The sequence below is a fragment of the Bacillus sp. AK031 genome (assembly GCF_053903065.1).
In genome coordinates this window covers 932,955-956,141 of the sequence record NZ_CP096424.1, presented here as the reverse complement: position 1 = coordinate 956,141, position 23,187 = coordinate 932,955, and the positions used below count along the sequence as shown (strand labels likewise).

20 protein-coding genes are annotated in these 23,187 nt (G+C 43.3%); 5 read left to right on the top strand and 15 right to left on the bottom strand.

The window, feature by feature from the left end:
* Positions 1–81 precede the first annotated feature (81 nt).
* Positions 82–1,800: an acetate--CoA ligase gene (acsA, locus tag M1E09_RS04825; RefSeq protein WP_456273727.1), complete on the bottom strand. Its 1,719-nt coding sequence runs from the start codon at positions 1,798–1,800 to the stop codon at positions 82–84.
* Positions 1,801–2,038: 238 nt separating this feature from the next.
* On the opposite strand from acsA, the gene M1E09_RS04820 reads away from it, so the two are divergent.
* Genes M1E09_RS04820 through M1E09_RS04810 form a run of 3 tightly spaced genes read left to right on the top strand, consistent with a single transcriptional unit; the run spans position 2,039 to position 4,521 of the window.
* Positions 2,039–2,671, top strand: a complete 633-nt coding sequence (locus M1E09_RS04820) for a GNAT family N-acetyltransferase (protein ID WP_456273726.1) — start codon at positions 2,039–2,041, stop codon at positions 2,669–2,671.
* A gap of 27 nt (positions 2,672–2,698) precedes the next feature.
* Positions 2,699–3,346, top strand: coding sequence for an acetoin utilization AcuB family protein (locus M1E09_RS04815; protein ID WP_456273725.1), 648 nt, complete (start codon positions 2,699–2,701; stop codon positions 3,344–3,346).
* Complete coding sequence (locus M1E09_RS04810) at positions 3,343–4,521, top strand: acetoin utilization protein AcuC (protein ID WP_456273724.1); 1,179 nt, start codon at positions 3,343–3,345, stop codon at positions 4,519–4,521. Before M1E09_RS04815 ends, M1E09_RS04810 begins: the two co-directional genes overlap by 4 nt.
* A 228-nt stretch (positions 4,522–4,749) precedes the next feature.
* Here M1E09_RS04810 and ccpA read toward each other — a convergent pair whose 3' ends face one another.
* Both ccpA and M1E09_RS04800 read right to left on the bottom strand, forming a co-directional pair.
* Positions 4,750–5,748: a catabolite control protein A gene (gene ccpA / locus M1E09_RS04805; RefSeq protein WP_456273723.1), complete on the bottom strand. Its 999-nt coding sequence runs from the start codon at positions 5,746–5,748 to the stop codon at positions 4,750–4,752.
* A gap of 239 nt (positions 5,749–5,987) precedes the next feature.
* Positions 5,988–7,052, bottom strand: a complete 1,065-nt coding sequence (locus M1E09_RS04800) for a bifunctional 3-deoxy-7-phosphoheptulonate synthase/chorismate mutase (protein WP_456273722.1) — start codon at positions 7,050–7,052, stop codon at positions 5,988–5,990.
* A 501-nt stretch (positions 7,053–7,553) separates the two neighbouring features.
* On the opposite strand from M1E09_RS04800, the gene M1E09_RS04795 reads away from it, so the two are divergent.
* Entirely contained in the window at positions 7,554–9,704 is a 2,151-nt protein-coding gene (locus M1E09_RS04795; protein WP_456273721.1) for a cell division protein FtsA, read from the top strand.
* A 69-nt stretch (positions 9,705–9,773) separates the two neighbouring features.
* Here M1E09_RS04795 and ytxJ read toward each other — a convergent pair whose 3' ends face one another.
* From ytxJ to M1E09_RS04780, 3 genes are read right to left on the bottom strand one after another with little or no spacing between them, the layout of a single operon-like run.
* Positions 9,774–10,178: a bacillithiol system redox-active protein YtxJ gene (ytxJ, locus tag M1E09_RS04790; RefSeq protein WP_456273720.1), complete on the bottom strand. Its 405-nt coding sequence runs from the start codon at positions 10,176–10,178 to the stop codon at positions 9,774–9,776.
* Complete coding sequence (locus tag M1E09_RS04785) at positions 10,150–10,644, bottom strand: YtxH domain-containing protein (protein WP_456273719.1); 495 nt, start codon at positions 10,642–10,644, stop codon at positions 10,150–10,152. The genes ytxJ and M1E09_RS04785 overlap by 29 nt, the downstream gene beginning before the upstream one ends.
* A gap of 26 nt (positions 10,645–10,670) precedes the next feature.
* Positions 10,671–11,183, bottom strand: a complete 513-nt coding sequence (locus tag M1E09_RS04780; RefSeq protein WP_456273718.1) for a DUF948 domain-containing protein — start codon at positions 11,181–11,183, stop codon at positions 10,671–10,673.
* A gap of 280 nt (positions 11,184–11,463) precedes the next feature.
* On the opposite strand from M1E09_RS04780, the gene M1E09_RS04775 reads away from it, so the two are divergent.
* Positions 11,464–12,579 carry an aminopeptidase gene (locus M1E09_RS04775; RefSeq protein ID WP_456273717.1) on the top strand — a complete coding sequence of 372 codons (1,116 nt, stop codon included), beginning with the start codon at positions 11,464–11,466 and terminating at the stop codon, positions 12,577–12,579.
* A gap of 172 nt (positions 12,580–12,751) precedes the next feature.
* Here the strand turns inward: M1E09_RS04775 and murC are convergent, their stop codons facing one another.
* From murC to M1E09_RS04730, 9 genes are all read right to left on the bottom strand, one after another.
* Positions 12,752–14,062 (bottom strand): UDP-N-acetylmuramate--L-alanine ligase, encoded by a 1,311-nt coding sequence (gene murC / locus M1E09_RS04770; protein WP_456273716.1) that lies wholly within the window; start codon positions 14,060–14,062, stop codon positions 12,752–12,754.
* 198 nt (positions 14,063–14,260) lie between these two features.
* A complete protein-coding gene (locus M1E09_RS04765; protein ID WP_456273715.1) occupies positions 14,261–14,923 on the bottom strand; it encodes a hypothetical protein in 663 nt (220 codons plus the stop codon).
* Positions 14,924–14,935: 12 nt separating this feature from the next.
* Positions 14,936–16,039 carry a nicotinate phosphoribosyltransferase gene (locus M1E09_RS04760; protein ID WP_456273714.1) on the bottom strand — a complete coding sequence of 368 codons (1,104 nt, stop codon included), beginning with the start codon at positions 16,037–16,039 and terminating at the stop codon, positions 14,936–14,938.
* A 328-nt stretch (positions 16,040–16,367) separates the two neighbouring features.
* Positions 16,368–19,205, bottom strand: a complete 2,838-nt coding sequence (locus tag M1E09_RS04755) for a DNA translocase FtsK (RefSeq protein ID WP_456273713.1) — start codon at positions 19,203–19,205, stop codon at positions 16,368–16,370.
* Positions 19,206–19,443: 238 nt separating this feature from the next.
* Positions 19,444–20,055, bottom strand: coding sequence for a YtpR family tRNA-binding protein (ytpR, locus tag M1E09_RS04750; protein WP_456273712.1), 612 nt, complete (start codon positions 20,053–20,055; stop codon positions 19,444–19,446).
* 2 nt (positions 20,056–20,057) lie between these two features.
* Complete coding sequence (locus M1E09_RS04745) at positions 20,058–20,864, bottom strand: DUF1444 domain-containing protein (RefSeq protein ID WP_456273711.1); 807 nt, start codon at positions 20,862–20,864, stop codon at positions 20,058–20,060.
* A gap of 192 nt (positions 20,865–21,056) precedes the next feature.
* Entirely contained in the window at positions 21,057–21,368 is a 312-nt protein-coding gene (locus M1E09_RS04740) for a thioredoxin family protein (RefSeq protein ID WP_456273710.1), read from the bottom strand.
* Position 21,369: 1 nt separating this feature from the next.
* Positions 21,370–22,386 (bottom strand): PTS transporter subunit IIC, encoded by a 1,017-nt coding sequence (locus M1E09_RS04735; RefSeq protein ID WP_456273709.1) that lies wholly within the window; start codon positions 22,384–22,386, stop codon positions 21,370–21,372.
* A gap of 165 nt (positions 22,387–22,551) precedes the next feature.
* Entirely contained in the window at positions 22,552–23,064 is a 513-nt protein-coding gene (locus tag M1E09_RS04730; protein WP_456273708.1) for a hypothetical protein, read from the bottom strand.
* Between the last annotated feature and the right edge of the window lie 123 nt (positions 23,065–23,187).

Below are 23,187 nucleotides of genomic sequence, written 5' to 3'. Positions count from 1 at the left end.
AAGTGTTAAAGTGACACCACCAAAAAAACACTCAGTTGTGGCTGAGTGTTTTTTTTGCATTTCTTTATATTCATTTAGTTATTAGTCTTCCATAGTAGATAAATCGCCAGTTGGAAGGTCGAGCTCCCAAGCTTTCAACACGCGTCTCATGATTTTGCCGCTGCGTGTTTTCGGCAGTTTCTCTTTGAATTCGATTTCTCTTGGTGCAGCATGCGCGGCCAGTCCCTTTTTAACGAATTGACGAATTTCCTCTTTCAATTCATCTGTCACTTCGTATCCTTCACGGAGAGCGACAAACGCCTTGATGATTTCACCGCGGACCGGATCAGGCTTCCCGATGACGCCAGCTTCCGCTACTGCCGGGTGTTCAACCAGTTTACTTTCGACCTCAAATGGTCCTACCCTTTCGCCGGAGGTCATGATCACATCGTCAATCCTGCCCTGGAACCAGAAGTATCCGTCCTCATCCATGTATGCAGAATCTCCTGAAACATACCAGTCACCAGGCATGAAGTAGGAATCATATTTCTGCTCATTCTTCCAAATTGCATTCATCATGGATGGCCATCCCTTTTTGATGGCAAGGTTCCCCATTCTGTATGGAGGAAGTTCATTTCCCTGATCATCGACAATCGCCGCCTTGATGCCTGGAATAGGTTTGCCCATAGAACCAGGCTTGATTTCCATGCATGGGTAGTTACAGATGACCTGCCCCCCTGTTTCGGTCATCCACCATGTATCATGGATGCGAAGGTGGAAAACTTTCATGCCCCAGCGGATCACTTCAGGGTTAAGAGGCTCGCCGACACTCAAGATATGTCTCAGAGTACTTAAGTCAGATTGCTTCACGACTTCATCCCCTGCCCCCATAAGCATGCGGAACGCTGTCGGGGCACTGTACCAAACCGTAACTCCATATTTTTCAATAGTGTTGTACCATTTTTCCGGCTTGAACCTTCCGCCGGCAATGATATTTGATGCACCTGTCAGCCAAGGGCCGAAAATCCCATAGGAAGTCCCCGTTACCCAGCCCGGATCAGCTGTACACCAATAAACATCCTCTTCCTTCAGGTCAAGGACCCACTTCGCCGTCTGATAATGCTGCAGCATCGCATTATGGACATGCAGGACGCCCTTCGGTTTACCAGTGGAGCCGGAAGTGTAATGAAGGATCATGCCGGCATTCAGGTCCACCCACTCGATATCCAATTTATCGCTCGCCTCTTTAAAACGCGTCAGGAAATCCGTATACTTGCCTTGTTCTTCAACGTCTTTGCCAACGAGGAGAATATGCTTAAGAGCCGGCAGCTCATCAACAGGGACCCTGTCAAGCAGCTCAGGAGTAGTGACAAGCACTTTCGCTTCGCTGTCTTCCAGGCGGTCTCTCACAGCACCCTCCATAAAGGCTTCAAAAAGCGGTCCAACGATGGCACCAAGTTTCAGTGCCCCGAGAACTGTAAAGTATAATTCCGGTGAACGGGGCATGAATATAAACACTCTGTCGCCTTTTTCAACGTCCCCATACGTTTTTAAGACATTCCCTGCTTTGTTTGTCAGGTTCTTCATTTCTCTGTAAGTATATTTTTCATCTCTGGTGTCGTCATTATAATACAGCGCCACTTTGTTCTTTCTGAATGACTCTGCATGCCGGTCGATCGCTTCATAAGCAATATTCACACGGCCTGTTTCATTCCAGGAAAAATTCTTTTTCACTTCATTCCAGTCAAAATCCTTGGACGTATCTTCATAATTAGTAAGATTGTAGTTTCCTTGAGTTGCTGGCAGCGCTTCCAACTTCATTAGAGATATTCCTCCTTATGTAAGAAATTACTATATCATTATAGTACAAAAATCTATTTTTCTCAATTTTAAAAATTGTCCGATTTTTACTTTTTGTTATAATATTGGTATGTAAACTTATTCTCCATTATGAAAATATATTGAAGAAGACCTGTGCTGATGCACTCGGCTTCTATTTAGTCTGCTGGACTTATGTAATAATAGGAATAAGAATATTATTTTTTTAGGCGGTGACCGAATGAACCATCAAAAAACGTATAATGCGATGGAACTAAAGACTCCAAAAGGAAACTTGATCATAGAAGGACCTGTTCCAGCAAGTGAACTAATTGATTTGGATTTCCATGAAGACCTGACAGCGTTCCGATCACCTGAAAAACAACATAAGGCATTAGTTGAAATCGCTGGGCTTCCAGAAGGAAGAATCATAATCGCCAGAGAGGGTAACATGGTTGTCGGTTATGTTACATATCTCTATCCCGACCCCCTCGAACGGTGGTCTCAAGGAAAGATGGAGGAACTGATTGAACTTGGCGCAATTGAAGTAGTCCCTAAATTCAGAGGGGCAGCTGTCGGCAAAAATCTTCTTAAAGTATCGATGATGGATGATGCGATGGAAGATTATATCATCATCACAACTGAATATTATTGGCATTGGGACCTGAAAGGAACGGGCCTGAATGTATGGGAATACCGAAAAATCATGGAAAAAATGATGAATGCTGGCGGTTTGGAGTATTATGCAACAGACGACCCTGAAATCAGTTCACATCCGGCAAACTGCCTGATGGTGCGAATTGGAAATAGAATAGAAAGTGAATCTGTGCAGAAATTCGACAGATTGAGATTCATGAACCGTTATATGTATTAATGACTCTGTTAAAGGGGATGGAATACCGTGATAGTAGAAGAAATAATGAAGACTGAAGTTGAGACACTAAGGGCTGAAGACACGATCGAACAGGCTATCAAGCTGCTGCGGGACAAGAAGATAAGGCATATTCCTATCGTCGATGACAATATGGCTGTCATTGGAATCGTCAGTGACAGGGATGTAAAGGATGGAACACCTTCGATTTTCCAAAAAGACAAAGCTGCTGAAGAGCTTCAGAATCCCTTGAAACTGATCATGAAGACGAATGTCATTACAGGGCACCCATTGGATTTTGTCGAAGAGGCTGCCGCCCTGTTTTATGAGCACCAAATCGGCTGCCTTCCCATTGTTAAGGAAAATAGATTAATAGGAATCATTACAGAGACAGATTTACTTTATACATTGATTCAATTAACGGGAGCGCATCAGCCGGGTTCACAAATTGAAGTCAAGGTTGAGAATCGCTCAGGAGTGCTGTATGAGGTTGCAGGCATCATCCGCAAACATAATGCAAATATACATAGTGTGCTAGTCTATCCTGACAGACAAGATGAAAACTATAAAATCCTCGTATTCAGGGTCAGGACCATCAATCCTATGGCTGTCATAGAAGATTTGAAAAAGGAAGGGTATGTCGTTCTCTGGCCTAACATGCCCGGTATGTCATCATGACAAAGGAAGCTCTATTTGTTTACTCTGATAAACTCTTGGAATATCGCTTTTCCGACAGCCATCCCTTCAACCAATTCAGGCTGAAGCTGACCATAGACCTTCTGGAGGAAGCGGGTGCGCTTTCAAAGGATGATATGGTTGAACCGAGGATTGCTACGGATGAAGAGCTGCACCTTGTTCACGACCCTTCTTTCGTAAGCGCTGTCAAAGCAGCGGGAAACGGAAACCTTTCCCCTGATAGGCTTGAGAGTTTCGGCATCGGCACGGAAGATACACCTGTGTTTAAAGGCATGCATGAGGCGAGTGCGCTTCTTGTCGGCGGAACATTGACGGCAGTCGATTGCGTCATGGAAGGGAAGGCCAAACATGCCGCCCATCTCGGCGGCGGCCTGCATCATGGTTTCAAAGGAAAGGCATCAGGCTTCTGCATATATAATGACAGTTCCGTTGCCATCAAGTATATGCAGGAGAAATATAATGCAAGGGTTTTGTATGTGGATACGGATGCCCATCACGGAGATGGTGTTCAATGGTCCTTCTACGATGACCCGGAAGTATGTACATTTTCCATCCATGAAACCGGCAGGTATTTGTTCCCCGGCACAGGAAACATCAATGAACGAGGACATGGGAAGGGTTACGGCTTTTCTTTTAACATCCCTCTTGATGCCTTCACGGAAGATGAATCTTTTCTCCAAGCATATGAAACAGCATTCAGGGAGATCATCGAGTTCTTTAAGCCGGACGTCATCTTGACGCAGAATGGTGCGGACGCCCACTATTTCGATCCGTTGACACATTTATCTTCCACTATGAAGATTTACCATGAAATTCCGAAAATCGCTCATGAACTGGCCCACCAATATTGTGATGGCCGCTGGATTGCTGTAGGGGGCGGAGGATATGATATTTGGCGTGTAGTCCCCCGTGCCTGGAGCCTGGTATGGATGGAAATGGCGGGGCGAAAGGATTCCCTGAAGGCATTCCCTCAAAATTGGACACAGCGCTGGCAGAAACAAGCTCCTCTCACTTTGCCGATAAGCTGGGATGACCCAAACGGGATTTATCCTGAAATTCCGCGCAAACCGGAAATTACTGAAAAGAACTTTCAGACTCTTGAAAAAGCTCTTTATCAGCTGAGGCAGAACAATAATAAAAAATCGTCCGCTCAGTGAGGGATTGCATTGGAGTTGAAATCATCTGTATACTCAGTCTTGTATACACTTAACGTTTCACCAGATTTAAATATCCAGAAATTGACCCAGGCCTGCTTATTCATGAGATTTCAAAAACAAAGGCTTTTAAGTTAACATTTGCCTGATGGAACAACGATCATTTTGAAACTTTTAAAGTGTGAATAAAAAAACGCGACTGGCCATCCAGTCGCGTTTTTACTATTGATTTTATTTCGTAGAACCTCTTTGTTCAATTCTATGCGGAAGAACGACAATATGCTCGTCTACTTTTTCCTTATTCATATATTTGGTCAGGAGGCGCATAGCAACTGCCCCGATATCATACAGAGGCTGGACCACGGACGTCAACTGTGGACGTACCATCAATGCAAGCCTTGTATTGTCAAAGCTGATAACTTCTGCTTCAGCAGGGATTTCGACTCCCTCATCCTGGGCGCCATGAACGACTCCGAGAGCCATTTCATCATTTCCTGTAAAGACAGCTGTCGGCTTGTTTTTTAACTCGCGCAATTTCTGCCATGCTTCAAGTCCGGAATCGTAAGTATAATCCCCTTCAATGACCAGGTCTTCACTAAATTGGATTCCAGCTTCTTCTAATGCCTGCTTATATCCTGGCAGCTTCGCCTCATTATTGACCTTATCATGGAAAGGCCCGCTCACAAAAGCTATTTGTTTATGGCCTTTGTCAATCAATTCCTTAACGGCATCATAGGCAGCCGTTTTATAATCAATATTGACTGATGGCATTTTCTTGGAATCCTCAATGGTTCCGGCCAGCACGATTGGTACTGGGGAAAGCTCGAATTCCCTTACATGCTCTTCCGTAATATTTCCTCCCATGAAGACAATCCCATCCACCTGTTTGCCAAGCATCGTGTTCAGCAGGTGTAATTCTTTCTCCGTATTTTGGTCTGAATTACTTAGGATGATATTATACTTGTACATTGTTGCAATGTCTTCAATGCCCCTTGCCAGCTCTGCAAAGAAAATATTTGAAATATCAGGAATGATCACGCCGACTGTTGTTGTCTTTTTACTGGCAAGGCCTCTTGCCACCGCATTGGGCCTGTATCCGAGCCTGTCGATCACTTCTACTACTTTTTTCCTCGTTGCCGGTTTTACATTAGGATTGCCGTTGACGACACGGGAAACGGTCGCCATGGAAACATTGGCTTCTCTGGCTACATCATATATAGTCACATTCATGGAATCCACTCCTCTATTAGTTCGGTTAATCTTGTTATTTGTATTTTACACTAATTTACCATCTTTAAAAAATATAATGAAGATTTCTAATTTAATCAGTACAAAGCTAGCTTAATCATACTTTAGTGCGTTCCCTCCTGCAATAAATCTACATTTGAAATAGGTATAGGAAGCTTTAGGAAAATATTTTATAAAAAATGGCCATCAAAATGAATTGATGGCCAAATTGGGTATATGCCTTATTTTTTTCCGGTCAGCTCATGATAGAAATGATCAAATTGCTCCAGGTTCATTTGCTGGGCAGCATCAGATAATGCGACAGCAGGATCAGGATGCACTTCTGCCATTATACCGTCAGCTCCGATTGCAAGAGCCGCTTTGGCTGCCGGAAGCAATAAATCACGTCTTCCGGTGGAGTGGGTGACATCTACAAATACCGGAAGATGCGTTTCCTGCTTCAAAATCGGAACAGCCGAAATATCAAGTGTATTTCTGGTGGCTCGTTCATAAGTCCGGATTCCTCGTTCACAAAGAATGATATCTCCGTTTCCTTGTGAAATGATATATTCCGCTGCATTCATGAACTCTTCAAGTGTTGCTGACAACCCTCGTTTCAGCAGGACAGGTTTTCTTGCAGCACCTGCAGCTTTCAACAGCTCAAAGTTCTGCATATTACGTGCACCAATCTGGATGATATCAATATATTCCAATGCAGGCTCGATATCAGCCGGATTAACGATTTCACTCACAACGGCCAAATTATGATCATCTGCGGCCTGCTTCAATATTTTTAAGCCTTCCAACCCAAGCCCCTGGAAATCATATGGTGATGTGCGCGGTTTGAAAGCACCTCCGCGGATAAGGTTCAGCCCCTTCCCTCGAATCGCACGGGCAACCTCCGTTACCTGGTCAAAAGATTCAACAGCACACGGTCCGAAGATAAAGTGAGGGTTTCCGTCCCCAATCTCCTCACCCTTTACTTTGACGATAGTATCGCTCGGTTTCTTTTTGCGTGAAACAAGCAGTTCTTTACGATGGCCATCCTGAAGCAAGTCAAGGCCCGCTTTGAAAATCTCTTTGAAAATATGTTCAATAGTCGTGTTGTCAAAAGGTCCGTCATTATGGGCAATGATATTATTCAGCATATCTCTTTCACGCACAGGATCAAAACGATTCATTCCCTGCTTTTCTTTCACTCGGCCAATTTCCTGGACCAGGCTGGCCCGTTCATTGATACTTTCCAATAGCTTCAAGTTTATATCATCGACCCTGCTTCTCAGCTGATCGAGCTCCTTATTACTCACAACCAAACATCCTCTCTTTATGGTTTCCTTTAATATATTAATTTCAACCACAGCATACTTTTTAATTGAAAGTATGATACATTTTTTATAATAGGGTTTATTATAATGGAATGGAAGGTAAAAGTCACGAAAGATGCTTTACCTCATCAACGCGTTAAAGTTATTTTTGAATGGCTTACTTTATTAAGAAAAAAGTTATGGAATATTTGTTCTGCTTATTCTTGAAATAGTTTTATAAGTTCGATTGGAGCGGAAGGCGTGCGATCTCCTGCGGGAGTAGCGTGACAGGTGAGACCAAGGTTACGTACCCACCGGAACGTAACCCCGCAGGCGAAGCCGAGGAGGCTCACCGCACGCCCCGCGGAGTCGCGCGCCTGGAGCGGAAATCATACTCTTAACTGGTAGAACTGCAAAAAATTTTCATCATAAGAACAGAGAAAACAACAGCTTTCTAGAACGCCATGATACAAGAAACTGAAATAATAAAAGTGGGTGTTGTAAATGACAGAGAAAACAAAAATTTTCGCCCTTGACATCGGGACAAGGTCTGTCGTTGGAATTATTCTGACAGAAAATGAAGACAAGAAATATGAAGTCATTGATATACTTTCAAAAGAACATAAAGAACGAGCCATGCTCGACGGTCAAATTCATGATGTTCCAGCTGTTGCCTCCGTCATTTCTTCTATTAAAGAAAAAATGGAAAAGAAACACGGCCCTCTTAAAAAGGTTTGTGTCGCTGCAGCGGGAAGAGCATTGAAGACCGAAATGGCCAGTGCCTCAATAGCGATTGCAGGGAAACCGCTCCTTACTAAAGAAGACGTCCTGCACTTGGAGCTAAGTGCTGTCCAACAGGCACAGGCTCATGCTGCTCAAAGCGAAAACCAAACCTATCACTATTATTGTGTAGGCTATTCTGTGCTGTATTATAAGCTGGATGGAGAAGAGATTGGCAGCCTCGTAGATCAGCAAGGAGAGCAGGCTGCAGTTGAAATCATTTCTACCTTTCTTCCGAAAGTTGTAGTTGAATCCTTGCTTGCTGCCCTTAATCGAGCAGGATTGGAGATGGAAGCCTTGACTCTTGAACCTATTGCCGCGATCAATGTGCTCATTCCCAACTCCATGAGAAGACTGAACGTCGCATTGGTCGACATAGGCGCCGGCACCTCCGATATTGCTCTAACCGATATGGGAACCATCATAGCCTTTGGCATGGTTCCCACCGCAGGAGACGAAATAACTGAAGCCATAAGCGATCAGCTTCTTCTTGATTTCCCTCTGGCAGAGAAAGCCAAGCGGGAATTAATCAATAATGACTCAATTACCGTTTCTGATATTCTCGGGTTCGAGTCAGAAGTATCACGCCATGAAGTCGTTGAAAAAATTTCAGGTTCCATTGACCATCTAGCAGGTGAAATTACAGAAGAAATCCTGAGGCTGAATAACGGTAAGTCACCTAAAGCCGTTATGCTTGTCGGGGGAGGCAGCCTTACACCTGAATTACCAGAAAGGCTGTCTGCCGCTCTCCAGCTTCCGCTAAATCGGGTCGCTGTCCGGGGAATCGACGCCATTCAGGATTTGCGCATCCTCGATAATGTCTCAAAAGGACCAGAACTGGTAACACCAATCGGTATTGCCATTGCAGCCAAAAAAGCTCCTGTACAGTACGTTACTGCCTATGTAAATGAACAGCCTGTCCGATTGTTTGAAGTCAAAGAACTTACCATCGGGGACTGTCTGCTTGCAGCCGGCTTAAAAGTAAACAAATTGTACGGAAAGCCTGGGATGGCCATGATTGTGTCCGTTAATGGACAGTCCATCACTCTTCCAGGAAAGCATGGTATGGCTCCTTCCATTTTGAAAAATGGCCTGAGGAGCGGACTGGATCAACCTATTGAGAATGGAGACAGAATAACCGTCATTAAAGGTGAAGATGGAGAAGCCCCTCATATTAAGGTTTCAGATCTAATTGAGACACAGCCGGAAATCAACCTGACAATCAACGGCGAATTTCACACCATTCCAATGACCTTAATGATTAACGGCAGGAGTGCTTCTATCGATATGGTTGTGCAAGACAGAGATGTTATTGAGGTTGAACCGCTTCTTACGATAGAGACAGCACTGAAGCGGATAAACCAAAATGAATTGCTTCAGCATTTACGTTCCTATCATATCACCATAAATGAGAAAGAAACCTTTATTCCTGCTTACTCCGGGAGAACAACTGTCAACGGAAGAGAATCAAAATTGTCAACCGTGGTTAAGAACGGCGATGTCATTGAGATGAAAAAGCCTGAGGTTCCCGCTTTAAAAATGATTATAGAAAAAAAACAGATGAATTTATACGATAAGATCAATATTTTTTTCAACGGCGAAGAACTGGAACTTTCCAAAGAAATAATGGAGGTCTTTCGTAATGGAGATAAATTGGACGAAAACAGTTTAGTCTATACCGGCGACAAATTAACGGCAATTTCAAAAGAGCGCAGCCCTTTCATTTTTCAGGACCTTTTCAGACATGTTGATATTAAAATGCCAGCCAACTCACAAGGTAAATTTCTTCTTTTGAAAAATGGGGAAGAAACCACTTTTTACGAAAGCATCCAGACCGGAGATCAACTTGAAATCAGATGGCCACTGTCTGTATAACTAAAATGCTCTCACCCCGCGGTCAACTCATCAAAAAAGACTGAAACCCATGGCTTCAGTCTTTTCTGTTTACAAGCCTTTCAGTTGTTTGCTGGTAATGTTCCAATGGGAATCATTCCATACAGGCTTTCCACCTTTAAACAGGAAGGCTTGCGGAGATTCATGTTTAATACCAAAAGCTTCTGCAATATGATTGGACAATTCCCTTGATTCCTGTACAGCAAGATAGTATGTTTCCTGCTCTTCCGCCTCATTGGCAAACTTCTGATATTCTTCAAAAGCACTGCCGCTGATAGGGCAGGTCAAGCTGTGTTTCAGGAAAAAGAATTTTTCTTTGTTATCAAGAATCTGGTTAAACTCTTCAATTGTTTCCACTTTCTTCATGATTACCTCTCCTTTCAGCAGAAAACGGCGAGGCAGGTACCCGCCTTCACCGTCATCTTCATTATTGATGGATAGATTGTTCTGTTTCATCAAAGGCTTTCTTTGTTTCTTCAAGCCTGTCGTTAAGCTCTTGAGCCTCATTCTGTTCTGTTTCTACAGGAAGCTGCTCTTCACCTTCCGTGTCCTCATTAGTATTTCTTGATTTCACTTTATTAACCAGGTTATTGGATTGCTCCTGAACTGTTTTTGTAATACCTGAAGTTCTTTCTTTCGCTGCTGCAGCTAAATCATTTCCGCGTTCCATGGCAGTTTCTCTCCATTGGCTGCTTTTCTCCTTCAGTGAACCAGCATGCGTATTTAAATCATCACGCAGTTCCTTTCCGGATTTTGGAGCCAGGAATAATGCCGTTGCTGCTCCGACAATTCCCCCGATTAAGGAACCGATTAGGAAGTCCTTCGCATTGATGCTTCCCTCATGCGTATTAGTATTTGTACCGCCGTTTTGATGGCCGTGGCTCACCTGGTTCTTGTATTGGTCATTTGTCGTTTGTGTCATTCTTACATCCTCCCCTTTAAATATTATTAGTTCTGTCTTGCTCTTCTGATCATCTTCTCTCTTCTGTCTGCTTCAGCGGACGCTTTTGCTTCTTCGGCTGTATAAGCATTTCTTGTACCGTGATAAGGTTTTTCCTTCTGCTTCCACTTATCCCTCAGTTCCATAGCGGCTTTCCCCCACTGTACAACTTGTGAGATTTTATGTTGGTTTTTCTCCAATTCCGTAGAAATGGAAGTTGTCACTTTTTTCACTGAAGAGTTTAGTCCTTGAATCGAGCTTCCTACATCTTTTACAGCATAAACAACAGTGTTCAATTCCTCCGATTTCTGCTGAATATCTTCTGCAAGTTTATTGGTTTTATGTAGGAGATCTGCAGACTCTCTTGTCACTCCCTGTAATTGTGTTTCCAGGCCGTCAAGCGTATGGGAAACACTATCTAAAGTCGTTTGGACCGACTTAAGGGTTTTTGTCAGACTGATCACCAGGATTAAAAATGCAATGGCAATCAATGCTACACTCAAATATAAAATAATTTCCACCTTTTCAGCACCTCCTGTTTATAGCTTTTCTTTACCCGGCCTAAAGCCGCCTTAAACACTAGTTTCTCTATCGGATCCTATTTCTCCTGCATGATTCTGCAGTTTATTATTTCCCGTTTTCTTTTTAACTAACGAATTTATTTTTTTCAAAAAGCCCCGAGAAATCTTTCTGTACAAAGATTGTGGTGTTTTCGGTTACAATATGGATAGGCTTTATATAAAAGCAACTTTGACTATCAGGAAGCTGCAGTGTCAAAGAACAGAATTGGGAGGTATACATATGAAAGATCCGCGTATTGCAATGCTTGCAAAAAATCTTATTCAATACTCCGTACAGCTGCAAAAAGGCGAAAAAGTGCTGATTGAAAACTTCGGATTGCAGCGAGAGCTTGTAACCGCGCTGGTAACCGAAGCGTATGAAGCAGGCGGATACCCCTTCGTGCTGCTGAAAGACCACGCGGTGGACCGTTCCCTTCTGATGGGAGCCCAGGAAGAACAATACGATATGATGGCAGAGTTCGAAGCTAACGTGATGGACAAAATGGACGCCTATATCGGCCTTCGCTCTGGCGATAATATCAACGAGCATGCAGATGTCCCGGCTGAGAAGATGAAGATCCAAGGAAATACGATAGGCAAAAAGGTACATCGTGAAATCCGTGTTCCGAAGAAGAAGTGGGTTGTATTAAGATATCCGAATGCTTCCATGGCTCAACTTGCCAAAATGAGTACCGAAGCATTCGAAGATTTTTATTTTGACGTCTGCAACCTTGATTATGCGAAGATGGACAGAGCCATGGACGGTTTGGTGGAACTAATGAACAAAACAGACAAAGTAAGAATCACCGGTGAAGGCACGGATTTGACTTTTTCCATCAAAGATATTCCAGCGGTTAAGTGTGCAGGACGCCTTAATATCCCGGACGGAGAGGTCTACACAGCTCCAATTAAAGATTCTGTAAACGGAAAGATTTCTTACAATACTCCTTCACCGTATAACGGATTTACGTTTGAAAACGTTGTTCTCAACTTTGAAAATGGAAAAATTGTTGAAGCAACTGCAAATGATACTGACAGAATCAATAAAATCTTTGACACTGATGATGGTGCACGCTATATCGGGGAGTTCGCAATCGGAGTTAACCCGTTCATCCTCCATCCGATGCAGGATATCCTTTTTGATGAAAAGATTGACGGCAGCTTCCACTTCACCCCTGGTGAATGCTATGAACAGGCTTATAACGGCAATCATTCGAACATCCATTGGGATTTGGTCAATATCCAAAGACCTGAATACGGCGGCGGCGAGATCTACTTTGACGATGTGCTGATCCGCAAAGACGGCCGTTTCACCCTTCCTGAACTCCAGCAGTTGAACCCGGAAAATCTGAAGTAAGAATGAAGCCCCTGCAAAACACCCCGCCTTCTTGAGGAGCGGGGTGTTTTTTCACTCTCTTCACTTTAATACTTTAAAGCACTAAGAGGGACAGTCCCCTATAACGAATTAGCGTGCTAAAGCAATTCCTCACGAAAAAGCTGACAGCACATCGGCTGTCAGCTTGGTTGATTTATTCTACATGATCTCGCAGTGTTTCTTCATATGCATCCTGGAACTTCTGGATGTCTCCGGCCCCCATGAAGATTAAAACGGCATCTTTATGGGCCAAGAGCGCTTTTGTATTCTGTTCATCAATCATTTCAGAATTCTCAATTTTCCCTATAAGGTCATGGATGGAGAGCTTTCCGTGGTTTTCCCGGGCAGATCCGAAGATTTCACATAGGTAGACCTGGTCAGCTTCTGATAAGCTGTTGGCAAACTCATTTAAGAATGTCTGCGTCCTTGTATACGTATGAGGCTGGAATACCGCTATAATTTCCTTGTCCGGGTATTTCTGTCTTGCTGCCTCGATCGTAACCTTAATTTCCGTCGGGTGGTGGGCATAGTCATCAATTAATATCTGATCACCGATTTTCTTTTCAGAGAATCTGCGCTTTACCCCCTGGAATGTCGCAAGTCTTTCCTTAACCACTTCTGTATCGATGTCTTCATAGTGGCATAGGGCAATAACGGATAATGCATTTAAGATGCTGTGATCACCATAGCCAGGAATAGAGAATGAGGCAAAGAATTCATTCCGCACAAATACATCAAAAGTTGTCCCCTCAGGCGTCTTGTCAACATTTCTTGCCTGGAAGTCATTTTCCTCGGCGAAGCCGTAGAAAAGAACTGGAACTTTTGCCTGAATTTTTTGCAAATGTTCATCATCGCCGCATGCAATGATTCCCTTTTTGACTTGCATCGCCATTTCCTGGAATGCCTGAAAAACATCATCAACATTCGCGAAGTAATCCGGGTGATCAAAATCAATGTTGGTCATGATGGCATAATCAGGGTAGTAAGATAGGAAATGTCTCCTATACTCACATGCTTCGAAAACGAAGTACTCAGCATCTTTTTCCCCTTTGCCTGTTCCATCCCCGATCAAAAAGGAAGTAGGCTTTGCGCCTCTGATTACGTGTGCCAGCAGGCCGGTTGTCGAAGTCTTCCCATGCGCCCCTGTTACAGCCACAGACGTAAATTCCTGCATGAAATCACCAAGGAAACTGTGATACCTTGTTACAGGCAGCCCTTGTTTTCTTGCTTCTTCTATCTCTTCATGTGTATCTGGAAAAGCATTTCCCGCAATAACATTCATATCCTGCCCGATATTCTCTTTCTGGAAAGGCAGGATTTTTATTTGAGAATCTTCAAGAGCTTTTTGTGTAAAAAAGTATTTCTCCACATCAGAGCCCTGTACTTCATACTCCATATCGTGAAGCACCTGGGCCAGCGCACTCATTCCAGATCCCTTTATTCCAACGAAATGGTATATTGTCATATTAGAACCTCCAACAATCATCTATCTGTAAGCAGTATATGACATTAATCCATTTTTGCCAGCCAGTAAATCTTTCACACCGCACCGCCAAAAACAAAGTAACTTAATGAACAACAACCAGCTTCAGTATTGACCGCGTTATAATGAAAAGATTATATCATCTTTTTATGCCAGTGGCTATGAACGACAAGTACGACTTTATATTGATTGAGCGATAAATTTGGCGGCAAATTCCTTTGAAAAGCTCCGCCAGGTCATGCCGCTGTCATTGCTCATGCTTTGATAATCATCCAAAAGACTGTTAAATATTTCTCCATCCTTTACCCTGAAAGGAGGACCGATTAACATTCCTTTTGTCACTAAAGGAACTTTTCTGATAAAAATAAGGTCTCCCACTTTCAAGGATGTCCCTTTGGAAGGATCCAGGACCTCTTCTATATGCTTATGTAATATATTCTGTACAATTAATGATTTTTCATCGCTATCGTTTTCCAGCACTTCCACCGCATCCCAAGCTGCGGTCAGAAACATGGCACCGAGCATCCGGCCAGTCTCTGTTATATTGTCAGCATTTGCATTCAAAAACTGGTGGAACACTGTCTTTCTCTCAATTGTTTTATAGTCAAACAAGAGCCATTGCCTGAAAAGGTAATCCAGCTGTGAACCAGCTGAAACACCTTCCAGAGAAAGAGAGAATTTTTTGGAGAAAAGAAACTTTGCACGAACTTTCTCACGGATGTTCGTCTCCCGTTCCAGATAGGCAAGGCTCTGCTGATACAGCTCATATGCGTGCATTTCAGCCTGCAGCTGCTTTTTTTGCTTATAAGAGGTTAAGTTGATCAGCGAATCTTTCTTCTCCACTCGTCTTCACACCTATTGCCATTCGACTTTTTCCAGTCTTTCATTCCACCTGAACTTTCTGCCGGCTTTAGCTTGCGGCTTCCCGTCAAGAATAACATTATCACCCGTGAACCCAATATTGACTTTAAGGAGGCTTCCACCGACTCCATACACATCGACTGGCACTTCATTCTCTTCAAAGGATCGAATCCGGTCTTCAGTAAATCCGCCAGAAACGACAATCTTAACATGATTGAATCCTTCCGCATCTAGTTCCCCTCGCAGGGCATGGATAAGCTCTGCATTGACGCCTCTCGGATCAAAAGTGCCGAGAACCTGTTGATTCCTGACAAAATATTTGTCAATCATTGTACGGGAAGTATCCACACGGACCCCTTTCAATTCATCACCGAACTCCCTGGCAACTTTCAATGCATCGGAAATGACATCATTATTGTAATCAACAAGGGCAATCAGCTCATCTTCAGGAAATGTTTCCTTATAGGCTTGTGTTGCTGCAACAATATCCCCATTGAAGAGCTGGATAAGGGCATGCGGCATCGTCCCCATCCCCTGCTTCCCCCACCATTCATTCATTGCATGAGTGGCTTGGGCGGTCGATCCGCCGATAAAAGCGGCATAGCCGTCCCCTGCCTGCTGAGTGTAATGATCATCACGATCCCCCATAAAAATGACAGGCTTTTGTTTTCCTGACAGGGAGGCAGCCTTCATCAGCTTGTAAACATTGGTTGCAACCGATGTCCTTCTCCCAAGGATTCCATCAATAATTCCTTCAAGGTAACCAAAGTCCTGATAGCGTCCTTTTATAGTCAGTACTGTTTCGAATGGAGATACTTGATCTCCATCCTTCAAGGAATGGATTTCCAGGTCTTCCGGATTGTCAGCAAAAGTATGAAGCAGCGCAATCACTTCATCCGTGCCGCAAAGGACAGCGTGTTCCTTTTGGAAGAACTGCATTGTAATCGTGCTGTCTGCCTTATATTTTTTGGCAATCTCTCTCGTCTTCAAAAAATAAACGGCAGAAAACCAACCTTCCTTGACCCTTTCGTCAAACTTAAACGTTTCATTCGTCAGTCTTTTTAGTTTACCTTGAAGTTTTAATTGTATTTCTTTCATCCTAAAAGCTCCTTACCATCAACTGTTACATGTCTATTTTGATTGCAATCAAAAGTGGATGCGCCTGATCAGACCCGAATGGCCGGCGCTGTAACTGGACGTTCACGATTCTCCCGAAGGAGTCAGACGCCTGCAGCGAATATCGACACTTTATAAACTATAGCAAGATAAAAAGTCTATTATAACCAATCTGTTTTAAACAGTATTTTTTCAAAAAAATCATTGAACAAAAAAGTGAAGAACGATTTGTAAACATCCTTCACCTTCCTGTTATATAAATGGATGTATCCATTAAAGTATTTTGACTGCCTTATAAGAATACCACTTATCAGATTATAGTACTAGTTTCTTGAAGCTCCTGAAGCTCCTTGACAGAAATTAACACATCGCGGGGCTTGCTTCCTTTCGCTTCAGATACAATTCCATGGCTTTCCATCATATCGATCAGCCTTGCTGCACGATTGTACCCGACCCGGAAATGCCTTTGAATCAATGAGGTCGATGCTCCACCCTGTTCAACGACAAACTCGCATGCTTCGAGGAACAATTCATCTTCCTGGTCATCCACTTGCGCTTTCTTCAGCAACTCGTCCTGCTGAAATAAGTAGTTGGGTTCTCCCTGTTCTCTAACATGGTTGACTATGTCATCAATTTCATCATCGGAGACGAATGTCCCTTGCAGTCTTACAGGTTTGGAAGAACCATTCTCGAGGAACAGCATATCCCCTTTTCCTAGCAGTTTCTCAGCACCACTGGAATCGATGATCGTTCGTGAATCAACACCGGATGATACAGAGAATGCAATTCTCGTCGGAACATTTGCCTTTATCAGACCGGTAATGACATCAACTGAAGGCCGCTGAGTAGCTATGATCAAATGAATTCCACATGCCCGGGCCTTTTGGGCGATACGGCAAATCGCTTCTTCTACATCAGCTGGAGACATCATCATTAAATCGGCCAGCTCATCAATCACAATGACAAGGTAAGGAAGCTTTTGGTTCTTATCACCGCTTCTTTCTGCTTTCAAATTATATCTGCTGATATCCCTGACACCAGTATGAGCAAATAGTTCATATCTTCTTTCCATTTCCTCAACTGCCCATTTCAAGGCTGCCGTTGCCGCTTTGACATCTGTAATGACCGGGCTGACAAGATGCGGCATCCTGTTGTAAGGAGCGAGTTCGACCATTTTCGGATCGATCAGCAGCAGTTTCAGGTCCTGAGGCGAAGCCTTATATAGGAGGCTGATCAATATAGAATTGATGCAGACACTCTTCCCGGATCCTGTAGCACCAGCAATCAGTCCATGCGGCATTTTGTTCAGGTCTGTGACAATTGGTTCACCGGAAATATCCAATCCCAGAGCAGCCGTTAATGGGGAAGAACTGTCCTGGAATGGGCTGCTTGAAATGATTTCACTCAGCGACACGGGACGGCTCTGCTTATTCGGCACTTCGATCCCAATTGTGTGCTTCCCTGGAATCGGCGCTTCAATCCTGATGTCCCTTGCTGCAAGGCTAAGCTTGATGTCATCAGACAGATTAGTGATCTTATTCACTTTAACCCCTGGCTCCGGCTGTACTTCAAACCGGGTCACCGAAGGACCTTCAGTAACATTTACCACACTCGCCCGGACATTGAAGTTTGCCAGCGTATCATTCAGTAAGTTTTGTTGAATTTCAAGCCATTCGCCACTGGACTCTTTCATGACCGGCGGTGCCAGGAAGTTCACCTGGGGAAATGTGTACCCCTCATACTGATCTTTTTGTTCTGAAAGAGCTTCATAATTTTTTAATGAAGCATTATCATCAGCTTGTGCCTGCTCATTTTTCGCAGGTTGGGCTGCTGCCGCATTCGGGTCCGGATTGCTATGGTTCATCTTCCTCTTATCTTGCTTTAACATGAGGACATTAAATGGAAGATGAGAGCGTGAAGATGACTTCACCGGTTCTTGGCTTTCTTCAGAAAGATCATTCACAGGTTCTCTGTTATCCGGCTCTGTGCTTTTCTCGATTTCGTTTGTATCTTCGGACGTATTCATACTGCTCTCTTGGACAGCTGGCTCTTCCTGCAGCTCAACTGGCGCTGGTTCGGCTTCGCATGCAGTAACAGCTGTTTCCTCAACGGAAGCCTTCTCTTCTGTTTCTTGACTCGCTTGAATGGTCCCCATAGCTGTTTCAGTGAATCTCTTTCTCTCCAGGTTCCGCTTATCCTGCTTCAGCATCAGGACATTGAACGGGAGGTGAGAACGATTGGAAGAGCCTGCTTGAGCATCCCCTTCTTCTGTTTCTCCAGCTTCTTCAGCTTGCTGTTCGTCAATTGCAAAGCTATTGCTGATTTCTTCATCTTCAGTTTCCTCAATTGTTTCAACCTCAAGTTCGTCTTCTTTCGGTGTGAATTCCGGTTCCGCTGAGGTTGTTAAGCTGTCTGCCTCTTGAGCAGGTTCTGCATTTTCCTTTTCAGTGCTTGTCTGGATTTCATTTGGGTTACGGACAGAATCACTCAGCGGTTCAGAATAGTCCGCTCTTTCTGTATGCTCTTGGACTTCCACTGTTTCCTGAAGCAAAGGGGCTTCATAAGAACTCTCTGCAAGTACAGGTGCCGGTTCATTTACCACTTCAGACTCTCCTGATAATTCATGAGATTCTTTTATTCTTACAGTCTCTTGTTCTGTTTGCACTTCATCTGTAACTGGAATCTCACCTTGTTCCTGTCCCCAGCGCTTTCGTTCAGTACTCTTCAATTCATATTGAACGGGCTCTTGCTGTGCCTGTTTACTGAATCCATATATTGGTGATGGAATTTCCGTAGGCCGGAAAGGACGTTTAAATGCCTCTTCTCTTTCAGGAGCTTTCTCTCTCTTCTTTATATCCTCCTGAACCTTTTCTTCATGCTCTGCCTTTCTTCCCTCGTATCTTGAATGCTCACGGCGCTGTCTTCTTTGTTCTGACCTTGACTGCCGCTCTTCACGGTGAACGTCTCTCCTATCCGGAATGACCGGGAAACGAAACTCCCCTTTTGGGTATTGATAGGAAATCCTTGCTTCTATTTCTTTATTCTTTTCAGTCTTTTTATCTATTAATTTTTCTTCTTTATATAATGGCTCTTCTGAGTGAACATTTTCTTCTTTTGATCTTCCAAAAACTTTTTTAAACCAACTCACTGCTATCACTCTCTCTACTGTAATCACTCTTTATTTTAACAGTTAAAAGAAAAAATTCGAGTAAAATCACCATAATGGGAGATTTTGTCCATAACTGGTTACGGATGCCAGCATTGTTGATGAGTCATGCTGCTCATCCTCCATGGAATTTTCTACGACAAAAAAATTGACTCAAGCCAGGAAGCCAGCTCCCTTCTGAGTCAATTCTTCGATTAAACCTGCAGTTCTAATATAATTCTTACTGTTCAAAGGAGAAAGCTTCTCCAGTCTCTGCATCATCATTCAATACAAGAATCCCTTTTTCTTGAGGTGCGTTTGGCATGCCAAGCTCTTTCGCTGAACAGATCATGCCTGAAGAGGCAACTCCTCTTAGTTCTGCATCTTTGATAAGCATTCCGCTCGGCATTACAGCACCGACTTTCGCCACCACAACTTTTTGCCCGCTGTCGACATTTGGTGCCCCACAGACGATCTGAAGCGTTTCAGCACCAACATCCACTTTACAAACACTTAATTTATCTGCATTTGGGTGCTTTTCTTTTTCCTGGACATACCCTATCACGAACTTTGGAGAGAAGTCTGCTTCCAGTACTTCTTCAAAGCCGTTCTGTTGAATCGCTTCATTAATTTCCTTCAGCTTGTCCTGGTTCATTTCAACTTGCCCGCTGCTGTCAATCGCCATATATGAAGAAGCATTAAATAGATTATAGCCGAGAGTTTCGCCGGTGTTCTCATTGAAGATCTTTACTGCGTCTCCCTTTTTATCAAATGATTTTTCGCCTTCAAATCCCGGAACCATAGTAATGATTAAAGTATCTCCTATGCCTTCCAAATTATAAAATACGTTCATTCTTAGTTCTCCCTTCCAGATTTACGGTCTTGGGCCAAGATAAAGATCGGTTCCAATTCATTATCTTCATATAGAAAAGATAGAGATGTAATCGGAACCTGCCCGTTTGTGAAAAAGCTCATTGTCAATTCAGCAAGAATATCATACCCTGTTTCATTTCTAATGTCACCAATAATCAATACATCCTGGTGAGGTACAGAAATCGTCATCTCACCTTCCGATTTCTCCTTCATATCTTTCAGGAATGAGGTGTTCAGGATTCTGCTTGCGTCATAGCCGTCATTGGTATTCAAGAAGTGAAACACATTTCCAGCCAGAGTATCCTGCTTTAACTTGATTGGAAGTGAACGCAGGTTGAAAAGTGCTGCTTCCTTCACTTTTTCTTCAGTCCACTTTTCCGCCTGTAAGAGCTTTTCATCTATCATCCGGTATGTAGTCCCAAGGTCGACCGCATAATAAATACGGGTTTCTGCTGTATGCTTCTCCGTGATAAAAGGAACTTCTTCCTGAGTTTCTTTCGGGAAAGAAGTCGAACGGATAACCGGGAAAATCTTTTTCTCTTTATCTGAGAGTGTATGCTGATATCCCATCACATCCAGTGCTTCTTCGACATAATAAACGACCTCATCAACCGCCTTTTCTTTTGACACTTCCCACTTGGCGACGATCGGGGCCAGTGTTACACTGATTCCTTTTCCGGTTTTCGTGCTTTCTATACGCAATACTTCTTTTTCTCTGTCAAAAATAAACTTACGATCAGAAGAAGCCAGTTTTTCTTCAAGCTTCCTTCTCATTTTTTTAGCATCCATTTTATTTTCCTCCTCTTTGCAGGAGCATACTTTAATCGTACTTATTGTACAATAAATAGCCTGTTATACAAAATGAAAGGGGAAAATATGACGTCTTCATTCGTAGCTGTCAAGGGGAGACAGTTCGCACAATCGACTTTCACGCAGGCATAAAAAAACAGAGGGGCACGGGTGCACCTCTGTCCAGCACGATTATAGTCCTTGGATAAACTCTTCAATCTGTTCCTTGGTTTTGCGGTCTTTGCTGACAAATCTTCCAAGTTCTTTTCCATCTTCGAAAGCCACGAAGCTGGGAATTCCAAAAACACTCAGCTCTCCGCACAAATCAATGAATTCGTCTCTGTCAACGTATATAAACGTATAGTCGGAATGATTTCCTTCAATTTCAGGAAGAACTGGGTCGATGATGCGGCAATCCGGACACCAGTCTGCAGAGAACATGAAGATATGCTTCCCTTTGTTTTTCATTTCATTGAACTCTTCCATGCTAGTGAGTTTTTTCATTTTATCTTCCTCCTGTACTAATATAGAGCTGGTCAGATTTAATCCATCCGATTTTTCTCATATAAAGAGATATTATCAGTGTCAGAACGGCAGGTCCAACAATATGCAACAGAATGATCTGAACCAACACGTCAGCGGAAAAACCCATTGTTTGCAACGTCATAATCTGTCCGACAAAACCGCTTGTTCCCATTCCGGCACCGGCTGCATTATTTTCCATAATCCAGACAGTCGTACCGATGGGAGCTAGAATCATTCCAGCTAGTGTCGGCGGAATAAGGATTCGCGGGTTTCTTACGATATTCGGCACCTGCAGCATGGAAGTACCAAGCCCTTGGGCAAGTAATCCGCCGAACTTATTTTCCCTGTAGCTCATGACAGCGAACCCAATCATTTGCGCACTGCATCCAATCGTCGCCGCGCCTGCCGCAACACCGCTTAGGTCGAGCATCAGGGCTATTGCTGCAGAAGAAATCGGAGCTGTTAAAGCCAATCCCATCAATGCGGCAACCAGTACACCCATGATGATTGGCCTTTGCTCGGTTCCCCACTCAATCCAGCTGCCGAACAGGACCATGAAGTCCCCAATCCAAGGGCCAATCAGGGCAGCCGCTGTATAGCCGGCAAAGATTGTTGTCAAAGGCGTTACGATAATATCAATTTTTGTTGTTTTACTTACCAGCTTTCCAATTTCCGTCGAAAGGACAGCAGCAACATAAGCACCAGCTGGCCCCCCGAGAACTGCACCTGCAGCACCGGTCACGACCGCCGCAAACAGAACGAGTGGAGGGGCTCCAAGGCCATATGCAATGGCGGCACCGATGGCAGGGCCCATCAGGCTGATTGCAAGGTCACCCATTTCCACCAGGTAATCAATGTTAAGCTGTTGTCCCAGCGTTTTTATAATAAGTCCAATAATTAATGATGAAAACAATCCTAATGCCATAAAAGACAGAGCATCAATAAAGTATGCCTTGGCAGAAAGCTTGACGCCTTTTTTTTCTAAGAAATCTTTCATGATAAACCTCCTTTTTTGAACCCAAATAAACAGTAATGCGAACCTTTTACTAGTGTAAAGACACCTGTATGAAAAGTCTACTATATTCTCCAGTATCTTTCATAGTTTTCCTTAATAAACAAATAAAAAACGCCTGATTCTTAAATCAAGCGTTGCCTAAGGCATCTATTTATCTTGTACAGATGACACTACTTCCATTAGAAATTCGCTGTCATCGACTAATTCATCTTTGACTGAAAGCGTGGTCATTTTAATTCCGCCAATCCCGGCAGTTAATTCATACTGTTCCTCTTCAACTTCGCGTATGATGAAAAAACCAAATCTGTCATCAGCCTTGAACGTTTCCTGTTTAAGGATATTTGTTTCATCTTCTACAGCCAGCTCGTAAAGCTGTTCACTGTCTCTATTGACATTTTGATTATAAAATAAGATAAATGTATTATTTCCGTCTTCAATTATGACATTATTGGCATTTTTCTCTTTTACAGAAGATCCGGATGGGAGATGAAACTGAAAATTTTCTGTTTCTTCTTCTGCTTCCCCAACAGGATTTTCAAAGGTTTCTGTTACAGCTTTCACAGCTTCTTCCTGGCTTTCCTCCAACGTTGCGCTGCTGCACCCTGTGGCCATCAGAACAGAAAGAATAACAATAAACGTACCAATAATCGATTTCGACATCCAAATCCCTCCTAGCCTAACAATCATTCATTTTCTATCATACTCCTCAAAAAGCACTATTGACAACCCTCTATTATTAATATTCCCCATTTTTCGACAATCATAAGATAATTGGGAGCCTTT

What these genes read in the sequence shown, in the direction of transcription:
- acsA (WP_456273727.1), bottom strand. Translation starts at nt 1,800, where the DNA reads ATGAAGTTGGAAGCGCTGCCAGCAACTCAAGGAAACTACAATCTTACT.
- M1E09_RS04820 (WP_456273726.1), top strand. Translation starts at nt 2,039, where the DNA reads ATGAACCATCAAAAAACGTATAATGCGATGGAACTAAAGACTCCAAAA.
- M1E09_RS04810 (WP_456273724.1), top strand. Translation starts at nt 3,343, where the DNA reads ATGACAAAGGAAGCTCTATTTGTTTACTCTGATAAACTCTTGGAATAT.
- ccpA (WP_456273723.1), bottom strand. Translation starts at nt 5,748, where the DNA reads ATGAATGTGACTATATATGATGTAGCCAGAGAAGCCAATGTTTCCATG.
- M1E09_RS04795 (WP_456273721.1), top strand. Translation starts at nt 7,554, where the DNA reads ATGACAGAGAAAACAAAAATTTTCGCCCTTGACATCGGGACAAGGTCT.
- ytxJ (WP_456273720.1), bottom strand. Translation starts at nt 10,178, where the DNA reads ATGAAACAGAACAATCTATCCATCAATAATGAAGATGACGGTGAAGGC.
- M1E09_RS04785 (WP_456273719.1), bottom strand. Translation starts at nt 10,644, where the DNA reads ATGACACAAACGACAAATGACCAATACAAGAACCAGGTGAGCCACGGC.
- M1E09_RS04775 (WP_456273717.1), top strand. Translation starts at nt 11,464, where the DNA reads ATGAAAGATCCGCGTATTGCAATGCTTGCAAAAAATCTTATTCAATAC.
- murC (WP_456273716.1), bottom strand. Translation starts at nt 14,062, where the DNA reads ATGACAATATACCATTTCGTTGGAATAAAGGGATCTGGAATGAGTGCG.
- M1E09_RS04760 (WP_456273714.1), bottom strand. Translation starts at nt 16,039, where the DNA reads ATGAAAGAAATACAATTAAAACTTCAAGGTAAACTAAAAAGACTGACG.
- ytpR (WP_456273712.1), bottom strand. Translation starts at nt 20,055, where the DNA reads ATGAACGTATTTTATAATTTGGAAGGCATAGGAGATACTTTAATCATT.
- M1E09_RS04745 (WP_456273711.1), bottom strand. Translation starts at nt 20,864, where the DNA reads ATGGATGCTAAAAAAATGAGAAGGAAGCTTGAAGAAAAACTGGCTTCT.
- M1E09_RS04740 (WP_456273710.1), bottom strand. Translation starts at nt 21,368, where the DNA reads ATGAAAAAACTCACTAGCATGGAAGAGTTCAATGAAATGAAAAACAAA.
- M1E09_RS04735 (WP_456273709.1), bottom strand. Translation starts at nt 22,386, where the DNA reads ATGAAAGATTTCTTAGAAAAAAAAGGCGTCAAGCTTTCTGCCAAGGCA.
- M1E09_RS04730 (WP_456273708.1), bottom strand. Translation starts at nt 23,064, where the DNA reads ATGTCGAAATCGATTATTGGTACGTTTATTGTTATTCTTTCTGTTCTG.